This window comes from Kitasatospora sp. NPDC048365 (assembly GCF_043200835.1).
Classification (GTDB): Bacteria; Actinomycetota; Actinomycetes; order Streptomycetales; family Streptomycetaceae; genus Kitasatospora; species Kitasatospora terrestris.
In genome coordinates, this window is the sequence record NZ_JBICYJ010000046.1 from 45032 (window position 1) to 67457 (window position 22426).

The window sequence follows — 22426 nt, forward strand, 5'->3', positions numbered from 1 at the left end:
GAGAAGGAGTGTGGCACCCGCCACTGACGACAACAACCGCCTTTTGCCGTACCGCCGGTGTCCCCGAGTCAGCCCAGCAGGGCGTCCAGCTCGTCGGCGGCCCGGGTGATCGCGCTGCGGGCCGGGTCGTGCGGGCCGGTGGGCCGGTCCACCCGGCCGGACGGCGGCCGGTGCGCCCGGGCCGCGCCGGTCAGCCGGTCCAGGGAGCCGAGGACCCGCTCCACGTCGCCGGGTTCGGGCGCCACCGTGCCGTACCGGAGCTGCGCGGCGTACGCGGCGACGGCGCCGCTGAGGCGCTCCAGCGCGGCCGTCGCGGGCAGCCACTGCTCGGCCAGCCGGCCGGCCGGCGGCGGCTCGGCGAGGCCCTGGCGGACCTCGTCCCGGGCGTCCGCCAGCGCCCGGTACGCGGTGCGCCGCAGCCACACCTCCGCCACCGGCGCGGGCCGCTCCGCCACCACCGAGGCGAGGTACGCGCGCAGCGCGCCGGCCGCGGCGACGATCCGCGGCTCGATCCGGTGCGGCGGGCGCTCCGGCCACAGCAGGTAGCCGAAGACCAGCACGATGGCGCCGGCCAGCACGGTGTCCAGCAGCCGTGGCCAGAACACCGACGTGCCGCTCTCCCCGCCGAGTTGGACCAGGATCAGCGCGACCGGCGTCATCACCAGGGTGTTCAGCCCGTAGTGCGCGGCGGTCGAGTACGGCAGCAGCGCCACGCCCAGCGCGGCCGCCGCGGACAGCACCCACGGGTCCGTGGTGGCGAGCAGCAGCCCGGCGGTCACCACGATGCCCAGCACCGTGCCGACCGCCCGGCTGACCGCGCGCAGGAAGACCGAGCCGAGGTCCGGCTTGAGCACGAACGCCACCGTCATCGGCACCCAGTAGCTGCGGCTCAGCGGCAGCCCGGCGGTGGCGGCCCCGGCGACGGCGATGCACAGCGCGACCCGCAGGCCGTACCGGACCGAGGCCGGGGAGAGCAGCCGGGCGCGCAGCCGCCACGGGTCGGGCGGCGGGGCGGTCGCGGTGCCGAGCGCCGCCTCCCGTCCGGCGACGGTGTCGGCGGCGGCCCGCAGCGCCGCGTCGAAGGCCTGCCGGGACGGGGTGTCGGGCCGCCAGTCGGGGTAGTCGACGGGCGGGCCGCCGGTGATCGCGCGGGCCAGCGCCGCGGGCACCTCGGCGACCTCGGGCGGCACCGGGCGCCAGGCCCAGAGCAGGCCGCTGGCCGCCTCGGTGGCGGCCAGCGCGGCCTCGTACTGTCGGCGCAGCCGCCGCAGCCGGGCCGGTTCGGGCCGGCCGGGGCGCGGGTGCGGCAGCAGGTCCTGCACCTGGTTGAGCCGGGCGGTCAGCAGCCGCCGGGCCTCGGCGCCCCGCGGGGTGCCGAGCGCGGCGAGCATCCCGCCCAGCGCCCGGTACGCGGCGGCCAGCGCCCGGGTGCGCGGGTCGGTGCTCGGGCTCGGCCGGTACGGGACGCCGAGCAGCAGCACCAGCGCGGCGCCGGCCGGCAGCATCGGCGCGGCCGCCCACCAGGGGTCGGGCAGCGCCATCCCGCCGCCGAGCGAGGCGGAGACCAGCAGCAGCATCCCGGCGGAGGACCCGCGCGGACCGGTCGCGCTGAGCGCGCCGGAGGCGAACGCCACGGCGGTCAGCACCAGCGCGGCGGTCAGCGTGGCGGCGCCGTGGTGCTGCAGGGCCGAGCCGATCAGCATGCCGGCCGCGGAGGCGGCCAGCGCGAGCGCGATCCGCGGTGCCCGCAGCCGGAACGGCTCGACCCGGTCGTTCATGGTGGCGTGCATCGCGCCGAGCGCGGCGAAGGTGGCGAGGTCCAGACGGTCCAGCAGCAGCCCCAGGCCGAGCGGGACGGCCATGCCGAGCGCCCCGCGCACCATCAGCGCCCGCGGCAGCGGCGGCCGGGCCGGCCGGGCGGCGCGCGCCCACCAGGCGGTCGGACGGCCGGGGGCTGACAAGGGATCACGCGCCGATCTGGACGGGAGTGCTGCGGCCCAGTCTAGTCAGCGGGCCCCTGCTCAGCGGGGCCGGCGGAAGCGCCGGAAGGTCTCCCACCCGGAGGCCAGGACCAGGGCGCCGCCGGTGATCGCCCAGGCCGGTGAGCCGCCCTGCCGGACCTGGCCGACACCGAGGTCGAGCAGCAGCAGGCTGAGGCCGAGACAGGCGACCGCGACGACCCGGTCGAACACCCCGTTCTCGTCGAAGAGATCCCTCATGCGTCCGCCCCTTCCGCGCCGGGAGCGGTCACCATACCGCCGCCGGCGCCCGGACGCACCACCCGCGGCGCACCCGGATCGGTACGCTCCCGAATCACCCTGCCGCCTGCTGTCCGCGCAGGTCAGCGACCGGACATCGTGGGCGGCATGACCCCTGACACCCCGTCGGCGACGGACCTGCGCCGGGTGGCCGCGGCCGCGCTCACCGGTACCGCCATCGAGTTCTACGACTTCTTCATCTACGGCACCGCCGCCGCCCTGGTCTTCCCCGCCGTGTACTTCCCCGACCTGGGCGGCGCCGGGGCGCTGCTCGCCGCCTTCTCGGTGTACGCGGTGGCCTTCCTCGCCCGGCCGCTCGGCGCGGTGCTCTTCGGGCACTTCGGCGACCGGCTCGGCCGCCGGGCCACCCTGGTGGCGTCGCTGCTGCTGATGGGCCTGTCCACGGCGGCGGTCGGAGTGCTGCCCGGCTACCGGGAGTGGGGCCTGTGGGCGCCGGCGGTGCTCACCGCGCTGCGCTTCTGCCAGGGCCTCGGCCTGGGCGGCGAGTGGGGCGGGGCGGCGCTGCTGCTCGCCGAGTACGCCCCGCCCGGGCGGCGCGGCCGGTACGGCGGGTACCTCCAACTCGGCCCCTGCACGGGCTTCTTCCTCGCCACCGGCGCCTACCTGCTGCTCGCCCGGACGCTCGGCGAGGCGGACTTCCGCGGCTGGGGCTGGCGGCTGCCGTTCCTGGCCTCGCTGGCCCTGGTCGCGGTCGGGCTGTTCGTCCGGCTGCGGGTGGCCGAGACGCCGCTGTTCCGCTCGGCCGGCGAACCGGTGCGGGTGCCGCTCGCCGAGGTGCTGCGGCGGCACCTGCGGGCGGTGCTGCTCGGGGCGGGCACGCTGGTGGTCGGGTACGGGCTGTTCTACGTGACCACCACCTACGCCCTCGCCTACGCCACCGGGGAGCTGGGGCTGGGACGCGGCCCGGTGCTCGGACTGCTGATGGCCGGGTCGGTGGTGATGGCCGCGACCGGCTGGACCGGCGCCGGGGCGGCCGACCGGTACGGGCGGCGGCGCACCCTGCAGGCCGCCGCGGCCGCGGCCGCCGGCTGGGCGGTGCTGCTCTTCCCGCTGCTGGAGACCCGGCGGACCGGCTGGGCGGCGCTCGCCCTGATCGGGTCGATGGCGGTGCTCGGGGCCCTCTTCGGGCCGATCGCCGCGCACCTGCCGGAGCTGTTCCCCACCCCCGTGCGGTACACCGGCGCGGCGCTCGCCTACAACCTCGGTGGTGTGGTCGGCGGGGCGACCGCGCCGATCGCCGCGACCCGGCTCACCGCGCACTACGGCACCGCCCAGCCGGTCGGCTGGTACCTCGCCGCCCTGGGCCTGGTCTCGCTGGCCTGCCTCGCCGCGCTGCCCGAGACCCGCGGCGGCGACCTGACCCCGAGGAGCGGTGCCGCGACGATTTCCCAACCGGCTCGCTGACCATGTAATGTCTTCCTCGTTGCGACGGGCAGGAAAGACGAAAGCCCGGAGCCGGCCCCTATAGCTCAGTCGGTAGAGCGTCTCCATGGTAAGGAGAAGGTCTGCGGTTCGATTCCGCATGGGGGCTCAGAGGACCGAAGGCCCCCCGCCACTGGCGGGGGGCCTTCGTGCTGTCCGGGCTCTGGCGGGAGCGGTGGGGATGCGCTGTGATGGTGCGTCAGCCGGTCGCGGAGCCGGGGACGGGGGTTGCTGGGCGTTGAGTGCGCGACTCGTGGTGGTGGACGACCACCGGCTGCTCGCCGAGGCGTTGGCGGCCGCGTTGCAGCAGCGCGGCCACCGGGTGCTGGCGGTGGGCGCGCCGTCGGGTGCGGCGGTGGAGCTGATGGCCGGCCGCCGGCCGGACGTCTGCCTGTTCGGGGTCGGCGGGCACCCGCCGGACCAGGACCCGTACGCGCCGCTGCGGCGGCTGCGCCGGGAGCGGCCTGAGGTCGCGGTGGTGGTGCTCGGCCCGCTCGGGGTGCCGGGCCGGGTGGCCGGCGCGTTCGCGGCCGGGGCGTCCGGCTACGTCCGGGGCGACGAGCGGATCGACCTGGTGGACCGGGCGATCGGCCGGGTCCGGGCCGGGGAGGCGGCGGTCGCGGTGGACGTGCTGCGGACGGCGTTCGAGCACCTGCTGTGGCCGGCGGCGGAGCCGGACGACGAGGCGCTGCGGCTGCTGCGGGTGCTGACCCGGCGGGAGGTGCAGGTGCTGGTGCGGATCGCCGAGGGCGAGGACACCGCGGCGATCGCCGCCGGGATGGCGATCGCGTCGAGCACCGCACGCACCCACGTGCAGCGGGTCCTGATGAAGCTGGGCGCCCGCTCCCGCCTGGAGGCGGCGGCGGTGGCCGCCCGCACCGGCCTGCTGGACCGCCTGCGCTAGCCGTCGGTCAGCCGGTGGCGTAGGCGGTGGGCGGGACGCCGAGGGTGGCGGTGAAGTCGCGGGTGAGGTGGGCCTGGTCGCTGTAGCCGAGTTCGTGGGCGAGGGCGGCCCAGTCGACGGCGGTGCCGGTCTCGGCGCGTTCGATCGCCTCGTGGATCCGGTGGCGCAGGATCACCCACTTCGGGCCGACGCCGACCTGCCGGGCGAACAGCCGTTGCAGGGCGCGGACCGACAGCCCGGCGTCCGCCGCGAGGTCGGCGACCCGGCGCAGGGCCCGGTCGGTGCGGATCCGCTCGGCGAGCGCGACGGCGAGGTCGGTGTCCGGGTCCGGTTCGGGCCGCAGGCCCAGCAGCAGGGCGTCCAGCGCGGCGACCCGGTCGTCCTCGTCCGCGGGCCCGGTGACGGCGGCGGCGGGCGGGGTGCCGGGCAGTGCCTCGGGCAGCGGGACGCGCCGGCCGGTCCAGTGGGAGACCGGCCGGCCGGGGGCGAACGGGCCGAAGCCGCCGGGCCGGAACTGGACGCCGCAGACCCGGCCGGTGCCGGTCAGCCGCTGCCGGAAGACGCCGGGGGCGATCCCGGTGAGCTCGCCGTACGCGGGCGCGTCGCCGTACCGCTGGAGCACCAGGTTGACCGAGGGGTGGGGCAGCACCCGGGTGGTGTACGGCCGGGGGAGGTCCCAGTCGATCAGCCAGTAGTGCTCGACGTACCGGCGCAGCGGCTCGGCGGCCTCGCGGCGGCGGAACCGGACCAGGGAGAGCAGCCCGGCGGCGTCGAGGATGCCGCGGGTGTCCCGCCTGGGTGCCATGGCCCGATCGTACTGTCGCGTTTCTTCAAGCCCCGGGGGCGGCGCGCTGCCTAGCGTGGCCGGTATGACGACGATGATCGGCGGGTTGATCGACGGGGCGCTGCGGCAGGCGGCGCCGGTGGTGCGCGGGGTGGCGGAGGAGCAGTTGGAGCTGCCGACGCCGTGCAGCGACTACACGGTGCGGGAGTTGCTCGGGCACCTGATGCAGGTGGTGGTCAACTTCCAGGAGTTGGCCGAGAAGCGGCCGGTGGACTGGGCCGAGAGCCGGGACTGGCTGGCGGGGGACTGGCGGGAGCGGTTCGTGCGGGAGGGCGAGCGGCTGGCGGCGGCGTGGTCGGAGCCGGCCGCGGTCGAGGGGGTGACCGGCGGGATGGGGATGCCGGCGGACCGGGTCGGCGGGATGGTGCTGCTCGACCTGACGGTGCACATCTGGGACCTGGCGGCGGCGCTCGGCGTGGCGTTCGCCCCGGATCCGGCGGCGGTCGGGCACCTGGTGCCGCTGACGACGGAGCTGGCGCCGACCGGCCGGGAGATGGGGATGTTCGCGGAGCCCGTCCCGACCGGGCCGGACGCCCCGCCGTTCGAGCGGTTGATCGCGCTGACCGGCCGCGACCCGGGCTGGCGCCGGGGCTGACCGCCCCCGCACGGATCCAGCGGCGCCCCCGCCGTCCTCCGGGAGCGCCGCCATGTCCGGGAGTGTTGACTATTGTGTGGGTGTGTTTGAAACTGTCGGACATGAAGAGGACCGTGACCAAGCTCGCGGACGGCCGCGAACTCATCTACTTCGACCGTGACGAGTCCGCCGTCCGGGACTCCGCCGACCTGCGCCCGCTGGAGCCCACCGCGAGCCTGTCCGAGATCCGCCGGGACCCGGCGACCGGCGATTGGGTCACGGTGGCCGCCCACCGCCAGGGCCGCACCTACCACCCGCCGGCCGACGAGTGCCCGCTCTGCCCGTCGGCCGACGGCCGGCTCAGCGAGATCCCGGCCGACGCGTACGACGTGGCGGTGTTCGAGAACCGCTTCCCCTCGCTCGCGCCCGGCGCCCCGGCCCCGGTCGGGGACGGCGACCCGCTGCACGTGATCGCGGCCGGCGCCGGGCGCTGCGAGGTGGTCTGCTTCACCGCCGACCACGGCGCCTCCTTCGCCGACCTCACCCCGGCCAAGGCCCGCCTGGTGCTGGACGCCTGGACCGACCGGACGGCCGAGCTCTCCGCGCTGCCCGGCATCGAGCAGGTCTACGCCTTCGAGAACCGGGGCGCCGAGATCGGCGTCACCCTGGCCCACCCGCACGGCCAGATCTACGCCTTCCCGTTCACCACCCCGCGCACCGCGAAGATGATCACCGCCGCCGCCGAGCACCGGCGGCGGACCGGCGGCAACCTCTTCGAGGACCTGCTGGCCGCCGAGCGCCGCGACCCCGTCCGGGTGGTCCTGGCGGGCGAGCACTGGACGGCCTTCGTGCCCTTCGCCGCCCGCTGGCCGTACGAGGTCCACCTCTACCCCAACCGCCGGGTGGCCGACCTGACCGGCCTGGACGAGGCCGAACGGGCCGAGTTCCCCGAGGTCTACCTGGAACTTCTCCGCCGCTTTGACCGGCTCTTCACGGAGCCGGGGGACAATACTCCCGTCGCCCCGACGCCGTACATCGCCGCATGGCACCAGGCACCCACCCTCCACGGTGAGGAACTGGCCCTGCACCTGGAGCTGTTCACGATCCGGCGGACGGTCGGCAAGCTGAAGTTCCTGGCCGGCGTGGAGTCCGGCATGGACGCGTTCGTCAACGATGTGTCGCCGGAGGCGGCGGCACAGCGCCTGCGGGAGGTTGCATCATGAGCAAGTACCTGGTCACCGGCGGTGCCGGCTACGTCGGCAGCGTCGTCGCCGCCCACCTGCTCGAGGCGGGGCACCAGGTCACCGTGCTCGACGACCTGTCGACCGGCTTCCTGGAGGGCGTCCCGGCCGGCGCCGAGTTCGTCCGCGGCCGGATCCAGGACGCCGCCGAGGTCCTCGACTCCTCCTACGAGGCGGTGCTGCACTTCGCCGCCTCCTCGCAGGTCGGCGAGTCGGTCGCCGACCCGGAGAAGTACTGGCGCAACAACGTGGCCGGCTCGCTGGAGCTGATCTCCGCGATGCGCAAGGCCGGCGTCCGCAAGCTGGTGTTCTCCTCCACCGCCGCCACCTACGGCGAGCCGGAGGAGGTCCCGATCGCGGAGACCGCGCGCACCGCGCCGACCAACACCTACGGCGCCACCAAGCTGGCCGTCGACCACCTGATCACCAGCGAGGCCGTCGCCCACGGCCTGGCCGCCGTCTCGCTGCGCTACTTCAACGTGGCCGGCGCGTACAAGACCTGGGGCGAGCGGCACGAGCCCGAGTCGCACCTGATCCCGCTGGTCTTCCAGGCCGCCCTCGGGCAGCGCCCGCACATCGCCGTCTACGGCGACGACTACCCGACCCCCGACGGCACCTGCGTCCGCGACTACATCCACGTCGCCGACCTCGCCGAGGCGCACCTGCTCGCCCTGAAGGCCGCCAAGCCCGGCGAGCACCTGATCTGCAACCTCGGCAACGGCAGCGGCTTCTCGGTCCGCGAGGTGATCGAGTCCGTCAAGCGGGTCACCGGCCGCGAGATCCCCGTGGTGGTCTCCGAGCGCCGCCCCGGCGACCCCGCCGTCCTGGTCGCCTCCGCCGCCCGCGCCCACCAGGCGCTCGGCTGGCAGCCCAGCCGCCCCTCGCTCGACGACATCGTCGCCGACGCCTGGAACTTCACCCTGGAGCACCGAGCCTGATGAACGACTTCCAGACCGTGTACGGCGCCGCCCCGGAAGGGGCCTGGGCGGCGCCCGGCCGGGTCAACCTGATCGGCGAGCACACCGACTACAACGACGGGTTCGTGCTCCCGATCGCCCTCCCGCACCACGTCCGGGCCGAGGCCCGGCGCCGCGACGACGGCGTGCTGCGCCTGTGGAGCGCCCAGGGCGACGGCGAGGTCGTCGAGCTGCGCCTCGACGGGCTCGCCCCCGGCACGGTCGCGGGCTGGGCCAAGTACCCGGCCGCCGTGGTCTGGACGCTCCGGCAGGCCGGCCACCGGGTCGGCGGCGCCGACCTGTGGTTCGACAGCGACGTGCCGACCGGCGCCGGCCTGTCCTCCTCCGCCGCCCTGGAGTGCGCGGTCGGCGTCGCGTACAACGACCTGTACGGGCTGGGGCTCTCGGCGCCCGAGCTGGCGCTGCTCGCGCAGAAGGCGGAGAACGACTTCGTCGGCGTGCCCTGCGGGGTGATGGACCAGATGGCCTCGATGTGCTGCGCCGAGGGGTCGGCCCTGCTGCTCGACACCCGTGACCTGGGGCAGCGCCAGGTGCCGATCGACCTGGCCGGCGCTGGCCTGCGCCTGCTGGTGATCGACACCCGGGTCAAGCACGACCTCGCCGACGGGGCGTACGCCGAGCTGCGGGCCGGCTGCGAGCGGGCCGCCGAACTGCTCGGGCTGCCCGCCCTGCGGGACCTGCCGGCCGACGGCCTGGACGCCGCGCTCGGCCGGCTGCCGGCCGAACTGCGTCCGCTGGTGCGGCACGTGGTCGCCGAGGACAGGCGGGTCCAGCAGGCGATCCGGCTGCTGGACGCGGGCGACCTGGCTGGGATCGGGCCGATCCTCACCGCCGGGCACGCCTCGCTGCGGGACGACTACCGGGTCTCCTGCCCGGAGACCGACCTCGCGGCGGACACCGCCGTGGCGGCCGGCGCCCTCGGCGCCCGGATGACCGGCGGCGGCTTCGGCGGCTCCGTCATCGCCCTGGTCGCCGCCGACCTGCTCGACACCGTGGCCGACGCCGTCACCGCGGCCTTCGCCGGGGCCGGCTACGCCGCGCCCCGCACCTTCGCGGCCACGCCGGCGGCCGGAGCACGCCGCCTGTAGGTCCAAGTCGGCCTTCGCCAGGGGCGCGTGGGGACGATCCCCCACGCGCCCCTGTTGTGGTTGCTCGAACCATTTGTCGCTTGCGGGAACTTCACGAATCCCCCACGCCGTCGCCCCGTCCGCCCGTACGCTGAGTCCGGCACCGGTGGGGGTCGGGCCGTAGCAGGGGGGAAGTGACGATGGGGCGGATTCGCGTCCTGGTGGTCGACGGCCACCGGATCTTCGCCGAGGCACTGGCCACGGCGCTCGCCGCCGAGCCCGATGTGGACGTCGGTGCCGCGGGCAGTGCGGTCGCGGCCGAACGCGCCCTGGACCGCGCCGCCGCCGAACACCGCCCGTACGACGTGGTGCTGATCGACGCCGACCTCGGCGCCGGCCCCGTCCCGCCGCACCGCCGGCCCCTCGTACCGGAGCCCCGCCGCACCGCCTTCACGGTCCCGCAGCCCCGCCGCGCGGCCCCGCCCGTCGGCCCGACCCCGCCGCCGCCCGCCGCGGGGCCCGTCCCGGCGGCCCGGATCCACTCCGCCGTCGACGGCATCGCCGCGCTCGCCCGGGTCTGCCGTGCCCACCCGGCGCTGCGCGCCGTGGTGCTCGCGGCCGCGGACGACCCGCAGCGCGCCGTCCGCGCACTCCAGGCCGGCGCCTGCGGCTGGGTGGCGAAGGACAGCTCGCTCACCGCACTGATGGCCGTCGTCCGCGGCGTGCTGCGCGACGAGACCCACCTGCCGCCCGCCCTGCTCACCGGCGTGGTGCGGGAGTTGACCTCCGCCCGACGGGACCGCTCGGAGAGCGAGCGGCTGGTCGCGGCACTCACCCCGCGCGAGGAGGAGGTGCTGCGGTGCATGGTCGCCGGCCTCGGCCGGCAGGCCGTCGCCGAGCGGCTCTACCTCTCGCCGCACACCGTCCGCACCCACATGCAGAACGTCCTGGGCAAGCTGGGGGTGCACTCCACCCTCGCGGCCGTCGCCGTGGCCCGCCGGGCGGGGATCGCCCCCTCCGACCCCCCTACCACCACACCCGAACCCTCTCCCGCTTCCGCTTCCCCGGCCGCGGGCTCCACCGTCGCCTCAACCGCCCCATCGACCGTCGCCTCGACCGCGGGCCCGGGCGTCGGCTGAGTCCGCGCGCCGGCCGGGTACCGAATCCGTGAGGTCAGGGATACCGGAGGACAGATGTCGCCGAACAGCACTGCCGCACGCCTGAATTCGATCAGTACACGGATTCCCGGACAGCCGGACGGCCCGACCGGCCTGCGCACCCTGGTGATCGGGGCCGGCGCCGCCGGGTCCGCCCTCGTCCGCGACCTGGGCCGAACACCGGAGTTCGGGCTGCGCCCGATCGGTGTCCTGGACGACGACCCCGTCAAGGCCGGCCTGGAGATCGCCGGCGTACCCGTCCTCGGCCGGCTGGCCGAGCTCACCGACCTGGCCGTCGCGCACCGCGCCCAGGTCGTGGTGCTCGCCATCCCCGGCCTCCCGCACCAGCAGGTGCGGGAGCTGGCGACCTCGGCGGCCGCCGCCGGGGTGGCCGTCCGCTACCTGCCGTCCTTCCTGTCGGCGCTCCGCCGCGAGGTGGTCGGCTCCGACATGCGCACCCTGGACGTGAACCGGTTGATCGGCCGGCACGAGGTGCACGTGGTCTCCCCGGACGTCCGCGCGGTGATCGAGGGGCGGAGAGTCCTGGTGACCGGCGCCGGCGGCTCGATCGGCAGTGAACTCTGCCGTCAGGTCCACGCCTTCGGCCCGTCCGAGCTCTACATGCTGGACCACGACGAATCGAATCTGCACCGCCTCCAGCTGGAGATCTGGGGCGAGGCGCTGCTCACCGACGACTCGCTGGTGATCGCCGACATCCGGGACCGGCCGCGGATCCAGCAGATCTTCCGCGACCTCAAGCCCGAGGTGGTCTTCCACGCGGCGGCGCACAAGCACCTGCCGCTGCTGGAGCGCCACCCCAGCGAGGCGGTGAAGTCCAACGTGCTGGGCACCGACAACCTGGTCGAGGCGGCGCTGGCCACCGGCGTCGAGCGGTTCGTGCTGATCTCCACCGACAAGGCGGCCGACCCGACCTCGGTGCTCGGCGCGTCCAAGCGGCTCGCCGAGCTGATCGTCCAGGCCAACGCCCGGGACGCCCGCAACCTCGGCACCGGCGTGTTCTCCGCCGTTCGGTTCGGCAACGTGCTGGGCTCGCGCGGCTCGCTGCTCTCGGTGCTCGCCGAGCAGCTGCGCAGCGGCGGGCCGGTGACCGTCACCCACCCCGACGTGACGCGCTTCTTCATGACCATCGAGGAGGCGGTCGGCCTGGTGCTGGAGGCCGGCCGGATGGCGGAGGGCGGCGAGGTGTTCGTGCTCGACATGGGCGAGCCGGTGCGGATCGTCGACCTGGTGCACAACTTCGCCGAGCAGGTGCAGCTGGGCCCGGAGGAGGTGCAGATCCGGTACACCGGCCTGCGGGCCGGCGAGAAGCTCAACGAGGCGCTGTTCTCCGAGGGCGAGGAGCGGCTGCCCACCGAGCACACCCGGATCTTCGCCACCGTCGCCGAGCACGACGCCGGCCCGGAGGACCTGGCGGGCGGGCTGACCGGGCTGTACCAGGCCGCGTCGGTCAACTCCGACCCGGAGGTCCGCCGCCGACTGGCCGAGCTGCTGCCCGGCTACCGCACCCCCGCGGCGGATCCGGTCCCGGCGCTCGCCACCCCCTACCCGGACGGCTTCTGACGGGTAGACCGCGAGGTCGTCGAGGAGACGGAGACGGAGGCGGCACCGGTCACGTGGCCGGGGCCGCCTCCGCCGTGCGAAGGCCGTCGGGCGGCGCGGGCAGCGTGGGCGGGCGGCGCGGTCGGACGGTGCGGGTCAGCCGGCGCGGTCGAACGGGGCGACCAGGGCGCGCAGCAGCGCGGCGAGCTGGCCCTGCTGGGCGGCGCTCAGCCGGGCGAGCAGCTCGCGCTCGTGGCCGAGCAGCCCGGCCAGTGCCTGGTCGGCCTTGTCCCGGCCCTCGTCGGTCAGCCGGACCAGCACCCCGCGGCGGTCGTCCGGGTCGGGGAGGCGGACCACCAGGCCCTTGCCGGTGAGCCGGTCGATCCGGTTGGTCATGGTGCCCGAGGTGACCAGGGTCTGGGTCAGCAGCTGGCCGGGGGAGAGCTGGTACGGCGATCCGGCCCGGCGCAGCGCGGTCAGCACGTCGAACTCCCACGGCTCCAGGCCGTGCTCGGCGAACGCCGTGCGGCGGGCGCGGTCGAGGTGCCGGGCGAGTCGGCTGACCCGGCTGAGCACCTCGAGTGGTTCCACGTCGAGGTCGGGGCGCTCTCGGCGCCATGCTGCGACCAGGCGGTCGACCTCGTCCTCCATGGCGATCAGTGTATCGGGGGTTGTGTCGATGTGAAGTCTCTTGACATCAAGAGATAACGCGATGGAGACTTTTCGTGGATATCTTGATGTCGAGATACTTTGCGAGGCCCGCCGTGACCACCTGGGATCCCCAGCAGTACCTCCGGTTCGCCGACGAGCGGACCCGGCCCTTCCACGAGCTCCTGGCCCGGGTTCCGGCCCTGCCGCCCGCACCCGTCGTCCTCGACGTCGGCTGCGGCCCCGGCAACTCCACCGAGGTGCTGCGCGAGCGCTGGCCCGACGCCACCCTGGTCGGCATCGACAGCTCGCCCGAGATGCTGGCCGCCGCGGCGGGAGTCGCCGGCGCCGAGTACCGGCTCGCCGACGCCGCGACCTGGGACCCGGCCGGCGAGCGGCCCGACCTGATCGCCTCCAACGCGACCCTGCAGTGGGTTCCCGGCCACCTCGCCGTACTGAGCCGCTGGGCCGCCGCGCTGCGGCCCGGCGGGGTGCTCGCCTTCCAGGTGCCGGGGAACTTCGACGCACCGAGCCACCGGCTCCTCGCCGGCCTGCGCCGCAGCCCGCGCTGGCGGGAGGCGCTCGGCCGGGACGCGGTCCGCGCCGGGGTGCACCGGCCCGAGGAGTACCTGGACGTCCTGCTCGGCGCCGGCTGCGCGACGGCGGACGTCTGGGAGACCACCTACAGCACCCTGCTGACCGGCGACGACCCGGTGCTGGAGTGGGTCCGCGGCACCGCCCTGCGACCCGTCCTCGCCCTCCTCCCCGACCCCGTGGAACGGGCCGCGTTCGAGGCCGAGTACGCCGCCCTCCTGCGCGACGCCTACCCGGCCGGCCCGCACGGCACGGTCTTCCCCTTCCGCCGCATCTTCGCGGTGGCCGTCCGCACCGGAGCGCCCCGCTAGGAGCCGGCCGGCCGCCTGCTCCAGGGAAGCAGCACCAGGCCGGCCACCGCCGCCACCGCGCACCAGGTGGAGACGAACGCGTAGTGCCAGAGCGCCGCACAGACCAGGGCGCCGGCCCCGGTCAGGACGCCGAGCAGGCGCAGCGTCCGGTCGCCGCTGAGCAGGAGCGAGCCGACGGTCGCCAGCAGGTAGCCGGCGAGCAGCAGCGGGGCGTACGGCACGCCGATGCCGTACACGAGGGTGTGGCCGTGCGGACTCGCCGAGGGCGGATCCGAGGCGAGGGCCGCGGCCAGCGGGAGGGCCACCGCCGCGCCGACCGCGGTCAGGACGGCGGCGCTGCGGCGGCCGGTGGCGGCGAGCACCCCGGCGGGGACCAGCAGGGGGAGCAGCGGCAGGGCGATCACCGCCCAGGGGGTGCGGGCCCACGTCGCGCCCGACCAGACGGCCGCCTCCAGCAGCTGGTGCACTCCGAGGAGCAGCGGGAGGCAGGCGAGGGGGAGCCGGCGGACGTCGCGGACGGAGACCAGGCAGCCGACGCCGAGCGCGGCCACGGCGCTGCCCGCCACCGCATCGGCCTGGGCGCTCCAGCACATGGAGCCAGGCTAGGCCGCCTTGTTCGGGTTCCGCCGGGCGGCCGCCGCCCGCTGATCCGACGTGACCCGAACGAGGCGGCCTAGGGTCCGTCTTCAAACCCCCGCCTGCGGGCCGACGACGGGGGTTTGAAGACGGACCCTAGGCCCGGTTCCGGTGGTTGCTCGTGGGCAGGTGCGGCAGGTGGGTGTGGTGGCCCTGGCCGGGCATGGCGGGGTGGCGGCCGAGGACGACGACGCCGGTGACGACGGAGAGCAGGCCGAGGACCTGGGCGGTGATGGCGGCCGGGGTGACCCGCAGGGTGTCGCCGAGGAAGCCGACGGCGCAGGCGATGCCGGCGAGGGGCTGGGCGGCGGTGAGCGCGGGCAGGGACATCCGCAGCGGCGCCGCCTCGAACGCGGACTGGACGAGCAGCAGCCCGACCACCCCGATGGCGATCACGGCGTACGGCTGCCAGCTCCGCAGCGCCTCGCCGATCCCGCCGTCCTCCAGTCGGTCCGCGCTCATCCGGGTGAGCGCGTCCTGGAGGCCGTAGAGGAGTCCGGCGGCGAGGGCGAGCAGGGTGGCCTCCTCGAACAGGTCGAAGCGGTGGGCGATCGCGACCAGGGCCAGTGCCAGCCCGGCGACCACGCCGACGACCAGCCAGAAGCGCAGGGGCCCGGCCCGGGCGCCGTCGCCGGTGGGCTGCCCGGCGGCGATGAAGACGGCCACGCCGAGGGCGATCAGCACGACACCCATCCAGCCGGAGCGGCCGAGCGAGGTACCGGTGAGGACCCGGGCGAGGGCCATCGCGAAGACCAGGTTGGTGGCGAGGAGCGGTTCGACGAGGGCGACCTCGCCCTGGCCGAGGGCGAGGGCGCTGAGCACCTGACCGGCGATCATGAACGCGATGCCGAGCAGCCAGTCGGGCATCCGCGCCAGGTGGAGCAGCAGCCGCCAGTGCAGCAGGTCGCTCTTGGGAGCGCGCTGGGCCGCGTGCTGCTGGAGCACGAACCCGAGGCCGAGGCAGCAGGCCGCGCCGATCGCCAGGATGAAGACCGCCACGGGAGACCTTCCGAACGTCGCCCAGCCAGCCTATGCCCGGTGCCCGGCGTCGGCAGCAGCTCAGGTCTTGCGGTCGCCGACCAGCTTGGGGTGGCGCTCCAGGCCCTCGAGTCCGTGCCAGGCGAGGTTGACCAGGTGGGCGGCGACCTCGGCCTTGCCGGGCTTGCGGACCTCCAGCCACCACTGGCCGGTGAGGGCGACCATGCCGACCAGCATCTGGGAGTACATCGGGGCGAGCCGCGGGTCGAAGCCCCGGGACTTGAACTCCAGCCCCAGGATGTCCTCGACCTGGGTGGCGATGTCGCCGATCAGCGAGGCGAAGCTGCCGGTGGACTGCGCCACCGGCGAGTCGCGGACCAGGATCTTGAAGCCGTCGGTCGAGGTGTCGATGTAGTCCATCAGCGCGAAGGCGGCCTGCTCCAGCAGTTCCCGGGAGTGCCCGCCGGTCAGCGCGCCGGTCACCATGTCGAGGAGGAGCTGCATCTCGCGGTCGACGACGACCGCGTACAGCCCCTCCTTGCCGCCGAAGTGCTCGTACACCACCGGCTTGGACACCCCGGCCCGCTCGGCGATCTCCTCCACGGAGGTGCCGTCGTAACCGCGCTCGGCGAAGACCGACCGGCCGATTTCGAGCAGCTGCTCCCGGCGCTGCTTGCCGGTCATCCGGACCCGGCCGCCGGCCTTTTTGCCTCCGTTGCTCCCGTTCACCCCTACATCATGCTGCAGGACTGGCCTCATCCGGCGCGGCGGGCGTCGATCCGCTTGGCGGTCGGCCAGCGGACGTCGCTCGCCCAGCCCGCCAGCTCGAACCAGCGGATCAGTCGGGCGGAGGAGTCGACCTGTCCGCGCAGCACGCCGTGCCGGGCCGAGGTCGGGTCGGCGTGGTGCAGGTTGTGCCAGGACTCGCCGCAGGACAGCACGGCCAGCCACCAGACGTTGCCGGAGCGGTCGCGGGACTTGAAGGGGCGCTCGCCGACCGCGTGGCAGATCGAGTTGATCGACCAGGTGACGTGGTGCAGCAGCGCGACCCGGACCAGCGAGCCCCAGAAGAACGCGGACAGCGCGCCCTGCCAGGAGAGCGTGACCAGTCCGCCGACGACCGGCGGGATCAGCATCGAGATCAGGGTCCACAGCCAGAACAGCCGGGAGATGTTCCTTATGGCGGGGTCGGCGACCAGGTCCGGGGCGTACTTCTGCTGCGGGGTCTGCTCCTCGTCGAAGAGCCAGCCCATGTGCGCCCACCACAGGCCCTTGAGCAGGGCGGGCACGGTCTCGCCGTAGCGCCACGGCGAGTGCGGGTCGCCGTCCTTGTCGCTGTACCGGTGGTGCTTGCGGTGGTCGGCGACCCAGCGCACCAGCGGGCCCTCGACGGCGAGGCTGCCGGCGACCGCGAGGGCGATCCGCAGCGCCCGGTTGGCCTTGAAGGAGCTGTGGGTGAAGTACCGGTGGTAGCCGATGGTGATGCCGTGGCAGGTCAGGAAGTACATGCCCACGGCGAGCGACAGGTCGAGCCAGCCCAGGCCCCACCCCCAGGCTGCCGGGACGGCGGCGACCAGGGCCAGGAACGGGATGCCGATGAAGAGGGCGAGGGTGATCCGTTCGGCGAGCCCCTGCTTCTCCCCGCCCAGCGTGGCGGAGATCGGCGGCGGCTCGGCTGCTTCGACGACGGCGCCGGGCGCCGCCTCGTCGGCCTGAATGGTCATGGGGGTTCCTGATTCCGGAGGGACCGTGCCGATACCTACGTGGCCGTAACCTACGGCATCGTAGGTAACCCGGACCACGAAGGGAAGACGTGTCGCAGACCGGGCGGTGAATGGTGGTGGATGTGCGCGCCCGCAGCCCGTAGGCTTAGCCGTGCCCGTCCCGGGGGCCTGGGGCGGAGGCGGTGACGGTCCCGGATCGTCTAATGGCAGGACAGCTGGTTTTGGTCCAGCTTGTGGGGGTTCGAATCCTCCTCCGGGAGCCCATCGGGCGATTCAGGTCACCTGACGTCGGTATCCTCGGTGCTCCCTCAGCCCACTCGTATCGAGGAGCCCCCGCGTTGAGCGCCAACCAGACCGCCGCCGTGATCGTGCTCGCCGCCGGTGGCGGTACGCGGATGAAGTCCAAGGCCCTGCCGAAGGTTCTGCACTCCCTCTGCGGCCGCTCGCTGGTCGGCCACGCGGTCGCCGCCGCCCAGGAGCTGACCCCCCAGCAGCTGGTGGTGGTCGTGGGCCACCTGCGCGAGCTGGTCGAGGAGCACCTGACGGCGCACTACCCCGGCGTGCGGACCGCCGTGCAGGCCGAGCAGAACGGCACCGGCCACGCCGTGCGCACCGCGCTGGAGGCGCTGGCCGCCGACGGCGTCGAGCTGGACGGCACCGTGATCGTCACCACCGGCGACGCCCCGCTGCTCACCGGCGCCACCCTGGCCTCGCTGGCCGCCGCGCACGACGCCCAGGGCAACGGCGTCACCGTGCTGACCGCGGTCGTCCCGGACGCCACCGGCTACGGCCGGATCCTGCGCGAGGCGGACGGCTCGGTCGCCGCGATCGTCGAGCACAAGGACGCCACCGAGGCGCAGCGTGCCGTCGACGAGATCAACTCCGGCGTCTTCGCCTTCGACGCCAAGCTGCTGGCGCACGCGCTCTCCCAGCTGAACACCGACAACGTGCAGGGCGAGGAGTACCTCACCGACACCCTGGAGATCCTGCGCACCGCCGGCCACCGGGTCGGCGCCGTGGTGGCGGGCGACTTCCGCGACGTCGCGGGCATCAACGACCGGGTGCAGCTGGCCGAGGCCCGCCGGATGCTCAACGACCGGCTGCTGGAGCGCGCCATGCGCGAGGGCGTGACCGTGGTCGACCCGGCGTCCACCTGGTTCGACGTGCAGGTGACCTACGAGCCGGACGCGGTGGTGCTGCCCGGCACCCAGCTGCAGGGCGCCACCCACCTGGGCGAGGGCTGCGAGGTCGGTCCGAACTCCACGCTGACCGACACCTCGGTCGGCGCGGGCGCCCGGGTGAGCAACACCACCGCGGACCGCGCCGAGATCGGCGAGCAGGCCCAGGTCGGCCCGTACGCGTACCTCCGTCCGGGGACGAAGCTGGGCCGCAAGGCGAAGGCCGGCACCTACGTGGAGATCAAGAACTCCGAGCTCGGCGAGGGCGCCAAGGTCCCCCACCTGTCGTACATCGGGGACGCCACGATCGGCGAGGGCACCAACGTCGGCGCGGCCTCCGTCACGGTGAACTACGACGGCGTGAACAAGCACCGGACGGTCATCGGGGCGCACTGCCGTACGGGGTCCGACAACATGTTCATCGCCCCGGTGACGGTGGGTGACGGCGCCTACACCGCGGCCGGCTCGGTCATCACCAACGACGTGCCGGCCGGCTCGCTGGGCGTCGCCCGCGCGCAGCAGCGCAACATCGCCGGCTGGGTGGCCCGCAAGCGGCCCGGCTCCAGCTCGGCGCAGGCCGCCGCGGCCGCGACGGGTGGGGCGGAGCAGCAGTAGCCGGTCCTGCGGGGCCCGCGAGGATCTTGAGGGGTGGTCCCGGCACGCCGCCTTCTCCGCGGTGCGCGTAACCTGGTGTACATACGTGCGCCACTGGGCCTCCTGTCCGCGCCTCGGCGTACTCCACATTCCCCCACCCACCTGCCCACCCGGGTCCTGCCCGGGTGTGCTCGGGCGGGGTAAAACGGCGGCAGCAACGCGAGGAGACGGTGCAGTGAGCGGGATCACGACGTCGGGTGAGAAGAAGCTGAAGCTCTTCTCCGGCCGTGCCCACCCCGAGCTGGCGGAGGAGGTGGCCCGCGAGCTGGGCACCGAACTCGTCCCGACCAAGGCCCTGGACTTCGCCAACGGCGAGATCTACGTCCGCTTCCTGGAGTCCGCGCGAGGCGCCGACTGCTTCGTGATCCAGAGCCACACGGCTCCGATCAACCAGTGGATCATGGAACAGCTGATCATGATCGATGCGCTGAAGCGGGCCTCGGCCCGCAGCATCACCGCGATCCTGCCGTTCTACGGGTACGCCCGCCAGGACAAGAAGCACCTCGGCCGCGAGCCCATCTCGGCCCGCCTGGTCGCCGACCTGCTGCACACGGCCGGCGCCGACCGGCTGATGGCCGTGGACCTGCACACCGCGCAGATCCAGGGCTTCTTCAGCGGCCCGGTGGACCACCTGTTCGCGCTGCCGATGCTGGCCGACTACGTCGGCGACCGGGTCGCGGACCGCTCCAAGCTGACCATCGTCTCGCCGGACGCCGGCCGGGTGAAGGTCGCCGACCAGTGGTGCGACCGCCTGGACGCCCCGCTGGCCGTGATCCACAAGCGCCGCGACCTGACCCAGGCCAACACCATCCTGTCGGCCCAGGTCGTCGGTGACGTCAAGGACCGCATCTGCGTCCTGGTCGACGACATGATCGACACCGCCGGCACCATCTGCGCCGCCGCCGACGCGCTGTACGACAACGGCGCCGCCGAGGTCATCGTCGCCGCCACCCACGGCGTGCTCTCCGGCCCGGCCGCCGACCGCCTGAAGAACTCCCGGGTCAGCGAGTTCGTGTTCACCAACACGCTGCCCACCCCGGCGGAGCTCCAGCTGGACAAGGTGACCACGCTCTCCATCGCCCCCTCGATCGCCGCCGCGATCAAGGAGGTCTTCGAGGACGGCTCGGTGACCAGCCTGTTCGAGGGCGTGCACTGACACCCCGCTCGAACGGTTCGGCCCCTCGGCGCTCCGGCGCCGGGGGGCCGATTTCGTCCCCCGCGCGGTGTGCGGTTAGACTCGGGAGACTGCTCGGCGAGGGATGCCTCTGCGCTCCGTGATCGACGCGCTGGATGAGTCCGCCGAGCGTCCCCTTGAACGTATCCGAGGGTGTGGCCGGCGGTTTGTCGTTTCTGCACCCAGTCGTATTCCACGAGGAGTGCAGTCGTGTCCGAGATCCGCCTTGCCGCCGAGCCCCGCACCGAGTTCGGCAAGGGTGCCGCCCGCCGCGCCCGCCGCGCCGGCTTCGTCCCCGGTGTCGTCTACGGCCACGGCCACACCCCGGTTCACCTGAACCTGCCCGGCCACGACCTGATGATGGCCCTCAAGACCCCGAACGCCCTCATCGTGCTGCCGATCGACGGCAAGGACGAGTACGTGCTGCCGAAGGCCGTCCAGCGCGAGGCCATCAAGCGCACCATCGAGCACGTCGACCTGCTCCTGGTGAAGCGCGGCGAGAAGGTCACCGTCGAGATCCCGGTCCACACCGAGGGCGAGCTGGCCCCCGGCGGCAACCTGATCGAGAACGTGCTGAACGCCCTGCCGGTCGAGGCCGAGGCCACCCACCTGCCCGAGGCCGTCACCGTCTCCGTCGAGGGCCTGGAGGCCGGCGCCTCCATCACCGCCGGCGACATCACCCTCCCGGCCGGTACCTCCCTCGCCGTCGAGGCCGACGCCGTCGTGCTGCAGGTCATCGGCGCCCAGGCCCCCGAGGCCACCGAGGACGAGGCTGAGGCCGCCGAGGCCGAGACCACCGAGGCCTGAGCCTCCGCTGCCTGAACCCGCTGCCCCGGCCGCTCCCCTGGAGAGGCCGGGGCAGCGGCGTGTCCAGGAAGCCGCGTTCAACGACATGATGGGGAGACCCGAGTGAGGAGCGGTCCCGATGACTGACGCGTACGACGGGCCCTGGCTGGTGGTCGGCCTCGGCAACCCCGGGGAGGGCTACGCCCGCAACCGGCACAACATCGGCTTCATGGTCGCCGACCTGCTGGCCGGCCGGATGGGCGCCAAATTCAAGACCCACAAGAGCCGCGCCCAGGTCGCCGAGGGCCGGATCGGCGGCAGGCGGGTGGTCCTCGCCAAGCCGATGACCTTCATGAACCTCTCCGGCGGCCCGACCACCGCGCTGCGCGACTTCTACAAGGTGCCCACCGCCGGCATCGTGGCCGTCCACGACGAGCTGGACATCGACTACGCCACCCTGCGGCTCAAGCTCGGCGGCGGCGACAACGGGCACAACGGCCTGAAGTCCATCACCAAGTCGCTCGGTCCGGACTACCACCGGGTGCGCTGCGGCATCGGCAGGCCGCCCGGCCGGATGGAGGTCGCGGACTTCGTGCTCAAGGACTTCTCGTCCACCGAGCGCAAGGAGCTGGAGTGGTTCGTCGACCGGGCCGCGGACGCCGTGGAGGCCGTCGTCACCGAGGGGCTGGAGCGAGCCCAGACCACGTACAACTCCTGAGTCGCCGTCAGGAAGACCCGGTGCATTACGCAACGGTCGTACAACGCTTGCTCGGTGGTTACCGGAACGGGGTCGGAGCGGGGCGATCCATCGGATACGGTCGGACCGGTACGCAGGGGTTGGAAAACCGTTGTTGGGGGTATGGACCGTGGTCCGGTCGGAACGTGTCGCGCGGGTAGTCGTCGGGGGAGCGGTCCTGTGCGCCGCGGCCGCCGGTTGGGCCGTGCCCGCTGCCGCGGCGGAGGCCAGCGGCTCGCCCGAGCCCGCCGCCGCCCAGCTCACCACCACCCCGCCCGCCTCCGGCAGCGTCGGATCGGCGGGCGTCTACGCCATCGGCGGCGGCATGGTCCTGGTGGCCGGCGGCGCCGCCGCCTGGGTGCGCCGCAAGCGGGCCGGCAAGGTCACCGTCCACTGACCCGCACCCGGGAGGGCCGACCCCGCGCAGCGGCGGGTCGGCCCTTTTTCGTTTCCCCGTCATCCGTTTCCGGGCCCCGGCGCGTCCAGGGGACATGAACGGCGCGGTCGTGGAGCTGGGCCCGACCGGCCACCCGGACGTCCTGTTCGGGGTCTGCTGGGACGACCGGACGCTGTACGTGATGCGGTACCCCGGCAGCACCTTCGACACCCAGGCGGGCGCGGCCGCGGTCCAACGGCCCTCGGTGACGGTGGAGTTCGTCGACGCCGCGGCACCCCGGTCGGAGCAGTGCGAGACCGCGGCGCCGGTCCGGAAGGACCCCGCGGTCTCCGCGGTGTCGATCCGGGCGGACGGCAGCGGCCTGCGGGTGGTCTCGCCGCAGACCCGGGAGCAGCTGGTCGAGCGGTACGGGCCGCCGGTCGCGGAGGTTGTCACCGGCTGAGCGGAGACGCGAGGGGCGGGGGGGGGGGGGGGGGGGGGCGCCCCCCCCCCCCCCCCCCGCCCCCCCCGCGCCCCGGCGCCGCGGGCGCGCCCCCCCCCCCCCCCACCCCAGCCGGAGAGTAGGAGGGAGACTGGAGGGGGTGG

Annotated in this window: 23 protein-coding genes and 2 tRNA genes; 17 read left to right on the top strand and 8 right to left on the bottom strand. The window is 74.3% G+C overall.

Annotation, left to right across the window (positions count from 1 at the left end; genetic code table 11):
• Window positions 1-68: 68 nt before the first annotated feature.
• Both ACGFX4_RS33735 and ACGFX4_RS33740 read right to left on the bottom strand, forming a co-directional pair.
• A complete protein-coding gene (locus tag ACGFX4_RS33735; RefSeq protein WP_393082730.1) occupies window positions 69-1961 on the bottom strand; it encodes an FUSC family protein in 1893 nt (630 codons plus the stop codon).
• 60 nt (window positions 1962-2021) lie between these two features.
• Window positions 2022-2219, bottom strand: a complete 198-nt coding sequence (locus tag ACGFX4_RS33740; RefSeq protein ID WP_393082733.1) for a hypothetical protein — start codon at window positions 2217-2219, stop codon at window positions 2022-2024.
• 147 nt (window positions 2220-2366) lie between these two features.
• Between ACGFX4_RS33740 and ACGFX4_RS33745 the strand changes: the two genes are divergently transcribed.
• The 3 genes from ACGFX4_RS33745 (at window position 2367) to ACGFX4_RS33755 (ending at window position 4605) form a co-directional block, all read left to right on the top strand.
• Entirely contained in the window at window positions 2367-3683 is a 1317-nt protein-coding gene (locus tag ACGFX4_RS33745; RefSeq protein WP_393082735.1) for an MFS transporter, read from the top strand.
• 54 nt (window positions 3684-3737) lie between these two features.
• Window positions 3738-3810, top strand: a tRNA-Thr gene (locus tag ACGFX4_RS33750).
• Window positions 3811-3939: 129 nt separating this feature from the next.
• Window positions 3940-4605 (top strand): LuxR C-terminal-related transcriptional regulator, encoded by a 666-nt coding sequence (locus tag ACGFX4_RS33755; RefSeq protein ID WP_345698682.1) that lies wholly within the window; start codon window positions 3940-3942, stop codon window positions 4603-4605.
• A gap of 7 nt (window positions 4606-4612) precedes the next feature.
• Here ACGFX4_RS33755 and ACGFX4_RS33760 read toward each other — a convergent pair whose 3' ends face one another.
• Window positions 4613-5410, bottom strand: coding sequence for a DUF6597 domain-containing transcriptional factor (locus tag ACGFX4_RS33760; protein WP_393082740.1), 798 nt, complete (start codon window positions 5408-5410; stop codon window positions 4613-4615).
• 64 nt (window positions 5411-5474) lie between these two features.
• Here ACGFX4_RS33760 and ACGFX4_RS33765 point away from each other — a divergent pair, with 64 nt between their 5' ends.
• The 6 genes from ACGFX4_RS33765 (at window position 5475) to ACGFX4_RS33790 (ending at window position 12046) form a co-directional block, all read left to right on the top strand.
• Window positions 5475-6044 (top strand): TIGR03086 family metal-binding protein, encoded by a 570-nt coding sequence (locus ACGFX4_RS33765; RefSeq protein ID WP_393082743.1) that lies wholly within the window; start codon window positions 5475-5477, stop codon window positions 6042-6044.
• Between the two features lie 101 nt (window positions 6045-6145).
• On the top strand, window positions 6146-7246 hold the full coding sequence (gene galT, locus ACGFX4_RS33770; RefSeq protein WP_393082746.1) for a galactose-1-phosphate uridylyltransferase: 1101 nt from the start codon (window positions 6146-6148) through the stop codon (window positions 7244-7246).
• Window positions 7243-8202, top strand: a complete 960-nt coding sequence (gene galE, locus ACGFX4_RS33775) for a UDP-glucose 4-epimerase GalE (protein WP_345698686.1) — start codon at window positions 7243-7245, stop codon at window positions 8200-8202. Before galT ends, galE begins: the two co-directional genes overlap by 4 nt.
• A complete protein-coding gene (gene galK / locus ACGFX4_RS33780) occupies window positions 8202-9329 on the top strand; it encodes a galactokinase (protein WP_393082750.1) in 1128 nt (375 codons plus the stop codon). Before galE ends, galK begins: the two co-directional genes overlap by 1 nt.
• Before the next feature lie 179 nt (window positions 9330-9508).
• Complete coding sequence (locus ACGFX4_RS33785; protein ID WP_393082754.1) at window positions 9509-10447, top strand: LuxR C-terminal-related transcriptional regulator; 939 nt, start codon at window positions 9509-9511, stop codon at window positions 10445-10447.
• Window positions 10448-10501: 54 nt separating this feature from the next.
• On the top strand, window positions 10502-12046 hold the full coding sequence (locus ACGFX4_RS33790; protein WP_393082757.1) for a polysaccharide biosynthesis protein: 1545 nt from the start codon (window positions 10502-10504) through the stop codon (window positions 12044-12046).
• A gap of 135 nt (window positions 12047-12181) precedes the next feature.
• Here ACGFX4_RS33790 and ACGFX4_RS33795 read toward each other — a convergent pair whose 3' ends face one another.
• The gene (locus tag ACGFX4_RS33795) at window positions 12182-12676 is read right to left on the bottom strand and encodes a MarR family winged helix-turn-helix transcriptional regulator (protein WP_393082760.1); all 495 of its coding nucleotides are present in this window, start codon (window positions 12674-12676) and stop codon (window positions 12182-12184) included.
• An 86-nt stretch (window positions 12677-12762) separates the two neighbouring features.
• On the opposite strand from ACGFX4_RS33795, the gene ACGFX4_RS33800 reads away from it, so the two are divergent.
• Window positions 12763-13578 carry a trans-aconitate 2-methyltransferase gene (locus ACGFX4_RS33800; protein ID WP_393082763.1) on the top strand — a complete coding sequence of 272 codons (816 nt, stop codon included), beginning with the start codon at window positions 12763-12765 and terminating at the stop codon, window positions 13576-13578.
• Here the strand turns inward: ACGFX4_RS33800 and ACGFX4_RS33805 are convergent.
• From ACGFX4_RS33805 to ACGFX4_RS33820, 4 genes are all read right to left on the bottom strand, one after another.
• Window positions 13575-14171 (bottom strand): DUF6629 family protein, encoded by a 597-nt coding sequence (locus ACGFX4_RS33805; protein WP_393082766.1) that lies wholly within the window; start codon window positions 14169-14171, stop codon window positions 13575-13577. The two genes, ACGFX4_RS33800 and ACGFX4_RS33805, sit on opposite strands and share 4 nt — an antisense overlap.
• Before the next feature lie 139 nt (window positions 14172-14310).
• Complete coding sequence (locus ACGFX4_RS33810) at window positions 14311-15213, bottom strand: DMT family transporter (RefSeq protein ID WP_393082769.1); 903 nt, start codon at window positions 15211-15213, stop codon at window positions 14311-14313.
• Between the two features lie 60 nt (window positions 15214-15273).
• Window positions 15274-15876 carry a TetR/AcrR family transcriptional regulator gene (locus ACGFX4_RS33815; RefSeq protein WP_345701945.1) on the bottom strand — a complete coding sequence of 201 codons (603 nt, stop codon included), beginning with the start codon at window positions 15874-15876 and terminating at the stop codon, window positions 15274-15276.
• 71 nt (window positions 15877-15947) lie between these two features.
• Window positions 15948-16916, bottom strand: a complete 969-nt coding sequence (locus ACGFX4_RS33820; RefSeq protein WP_393082772.1) for an acyl-CoA desaturase — start codon at window positions 16914-16916, stop codon at window positions 15948-15950.
• A gap of 189 nt (window positions 16917-17105) precedes the next feature.
• Here ACGFX4_RS33820 and ACGFX4_RS33825 point away from each other — a divergent pair.
• The 7 genes from ACGFX4_RS33825 to ACGFX4_RS33855 all read left to right on the top strand — a co-directional run bounded on the left by ACGFX4_RS33825 (window position 17106) and on the right by ACGFX4_RS33855 (window position 22283).
• A tRNA-Gln gene (locus ACGFX4_RS33825) sits at window positions 17106-17176 on the top strand.
• 78 nt (window positions 17177-17254) lie between these two features.
• Window positions 17255-18709: a bifunctional UDP-N-acetylglucosamine diphosphorylase/glucosamine-1-phosphate N-acetyltransferase GlmU gene (gene glmU / locus ACGFX4_RS33830; RefSeq protein WP_393082775.1), complete on the top strand. Its 1455-nt coding sequence runs from the start codon at window positions 17255-17257 to the stop codon at window positions 18707-18709.
• A 214-nt stretch (window positions 18710-18923) separates the two neighbouring features.
• A complete protein-coding gene (locus ACGFX4_RS33835; RefSeq protein WP_393082778.1) occupies window positions 18924-19904 on the top strand; it encodes a ribose-phosphate diphosphokinase in 981 nt (326 codons plus the stop codon).
• 228 nt (window positions 19905-20132) lie between these two features.
• The gene (locus tag ACGFX4_RS33840) at window positions 20133-20729 is read left to right on the top strand and encodes a 50S ribosomal protein L25/general stress protein Ctc (RefSeq protein WP_393082780.1); all 597 of its coding nucleotides are present in this window, start codon (window positions 20133-20135) and stop codon (window positions 20727-20729) included.
• A 118-nt stretch (window positions 20730-20847) separates the two neighbouring features.
• Complete coding sequence (gene pth, locus ACGFX4_RS33845) at window positions 20848-21426, top strand: aminoacyl-tRNA hydrolase (protein ID WP_393082783.1); 579 nt, start codon at window positions 20848-20850, stop codon at window positions 21424-21426.
• 223 nt (window positions 21427-21649) lie between these two features.
• The gene (locus ACGFX4_RS33850; RefSeq protein ID WP_393082786.1) at window positions 21650-21841 is read left to right on the top strand and encodes a hypothetical protein; all 192 of its coding nucleotides are present in this window, start codon (window positions 21650-21652) and stop codon (window positions 21839-21841) included.
• Window positions 21842-21935: 94 nt separating this feature from the next.
• Entirely contained in the window at window positions 21936-22283 is a 348-nt protein-coding gene (locus ACGFX4_RS33855) for a hypothetical protein (protein ID WP_393082789.1), read from the top strand.
• Window positions 22284-22426 lie beyond the last annotated feature (143 nt).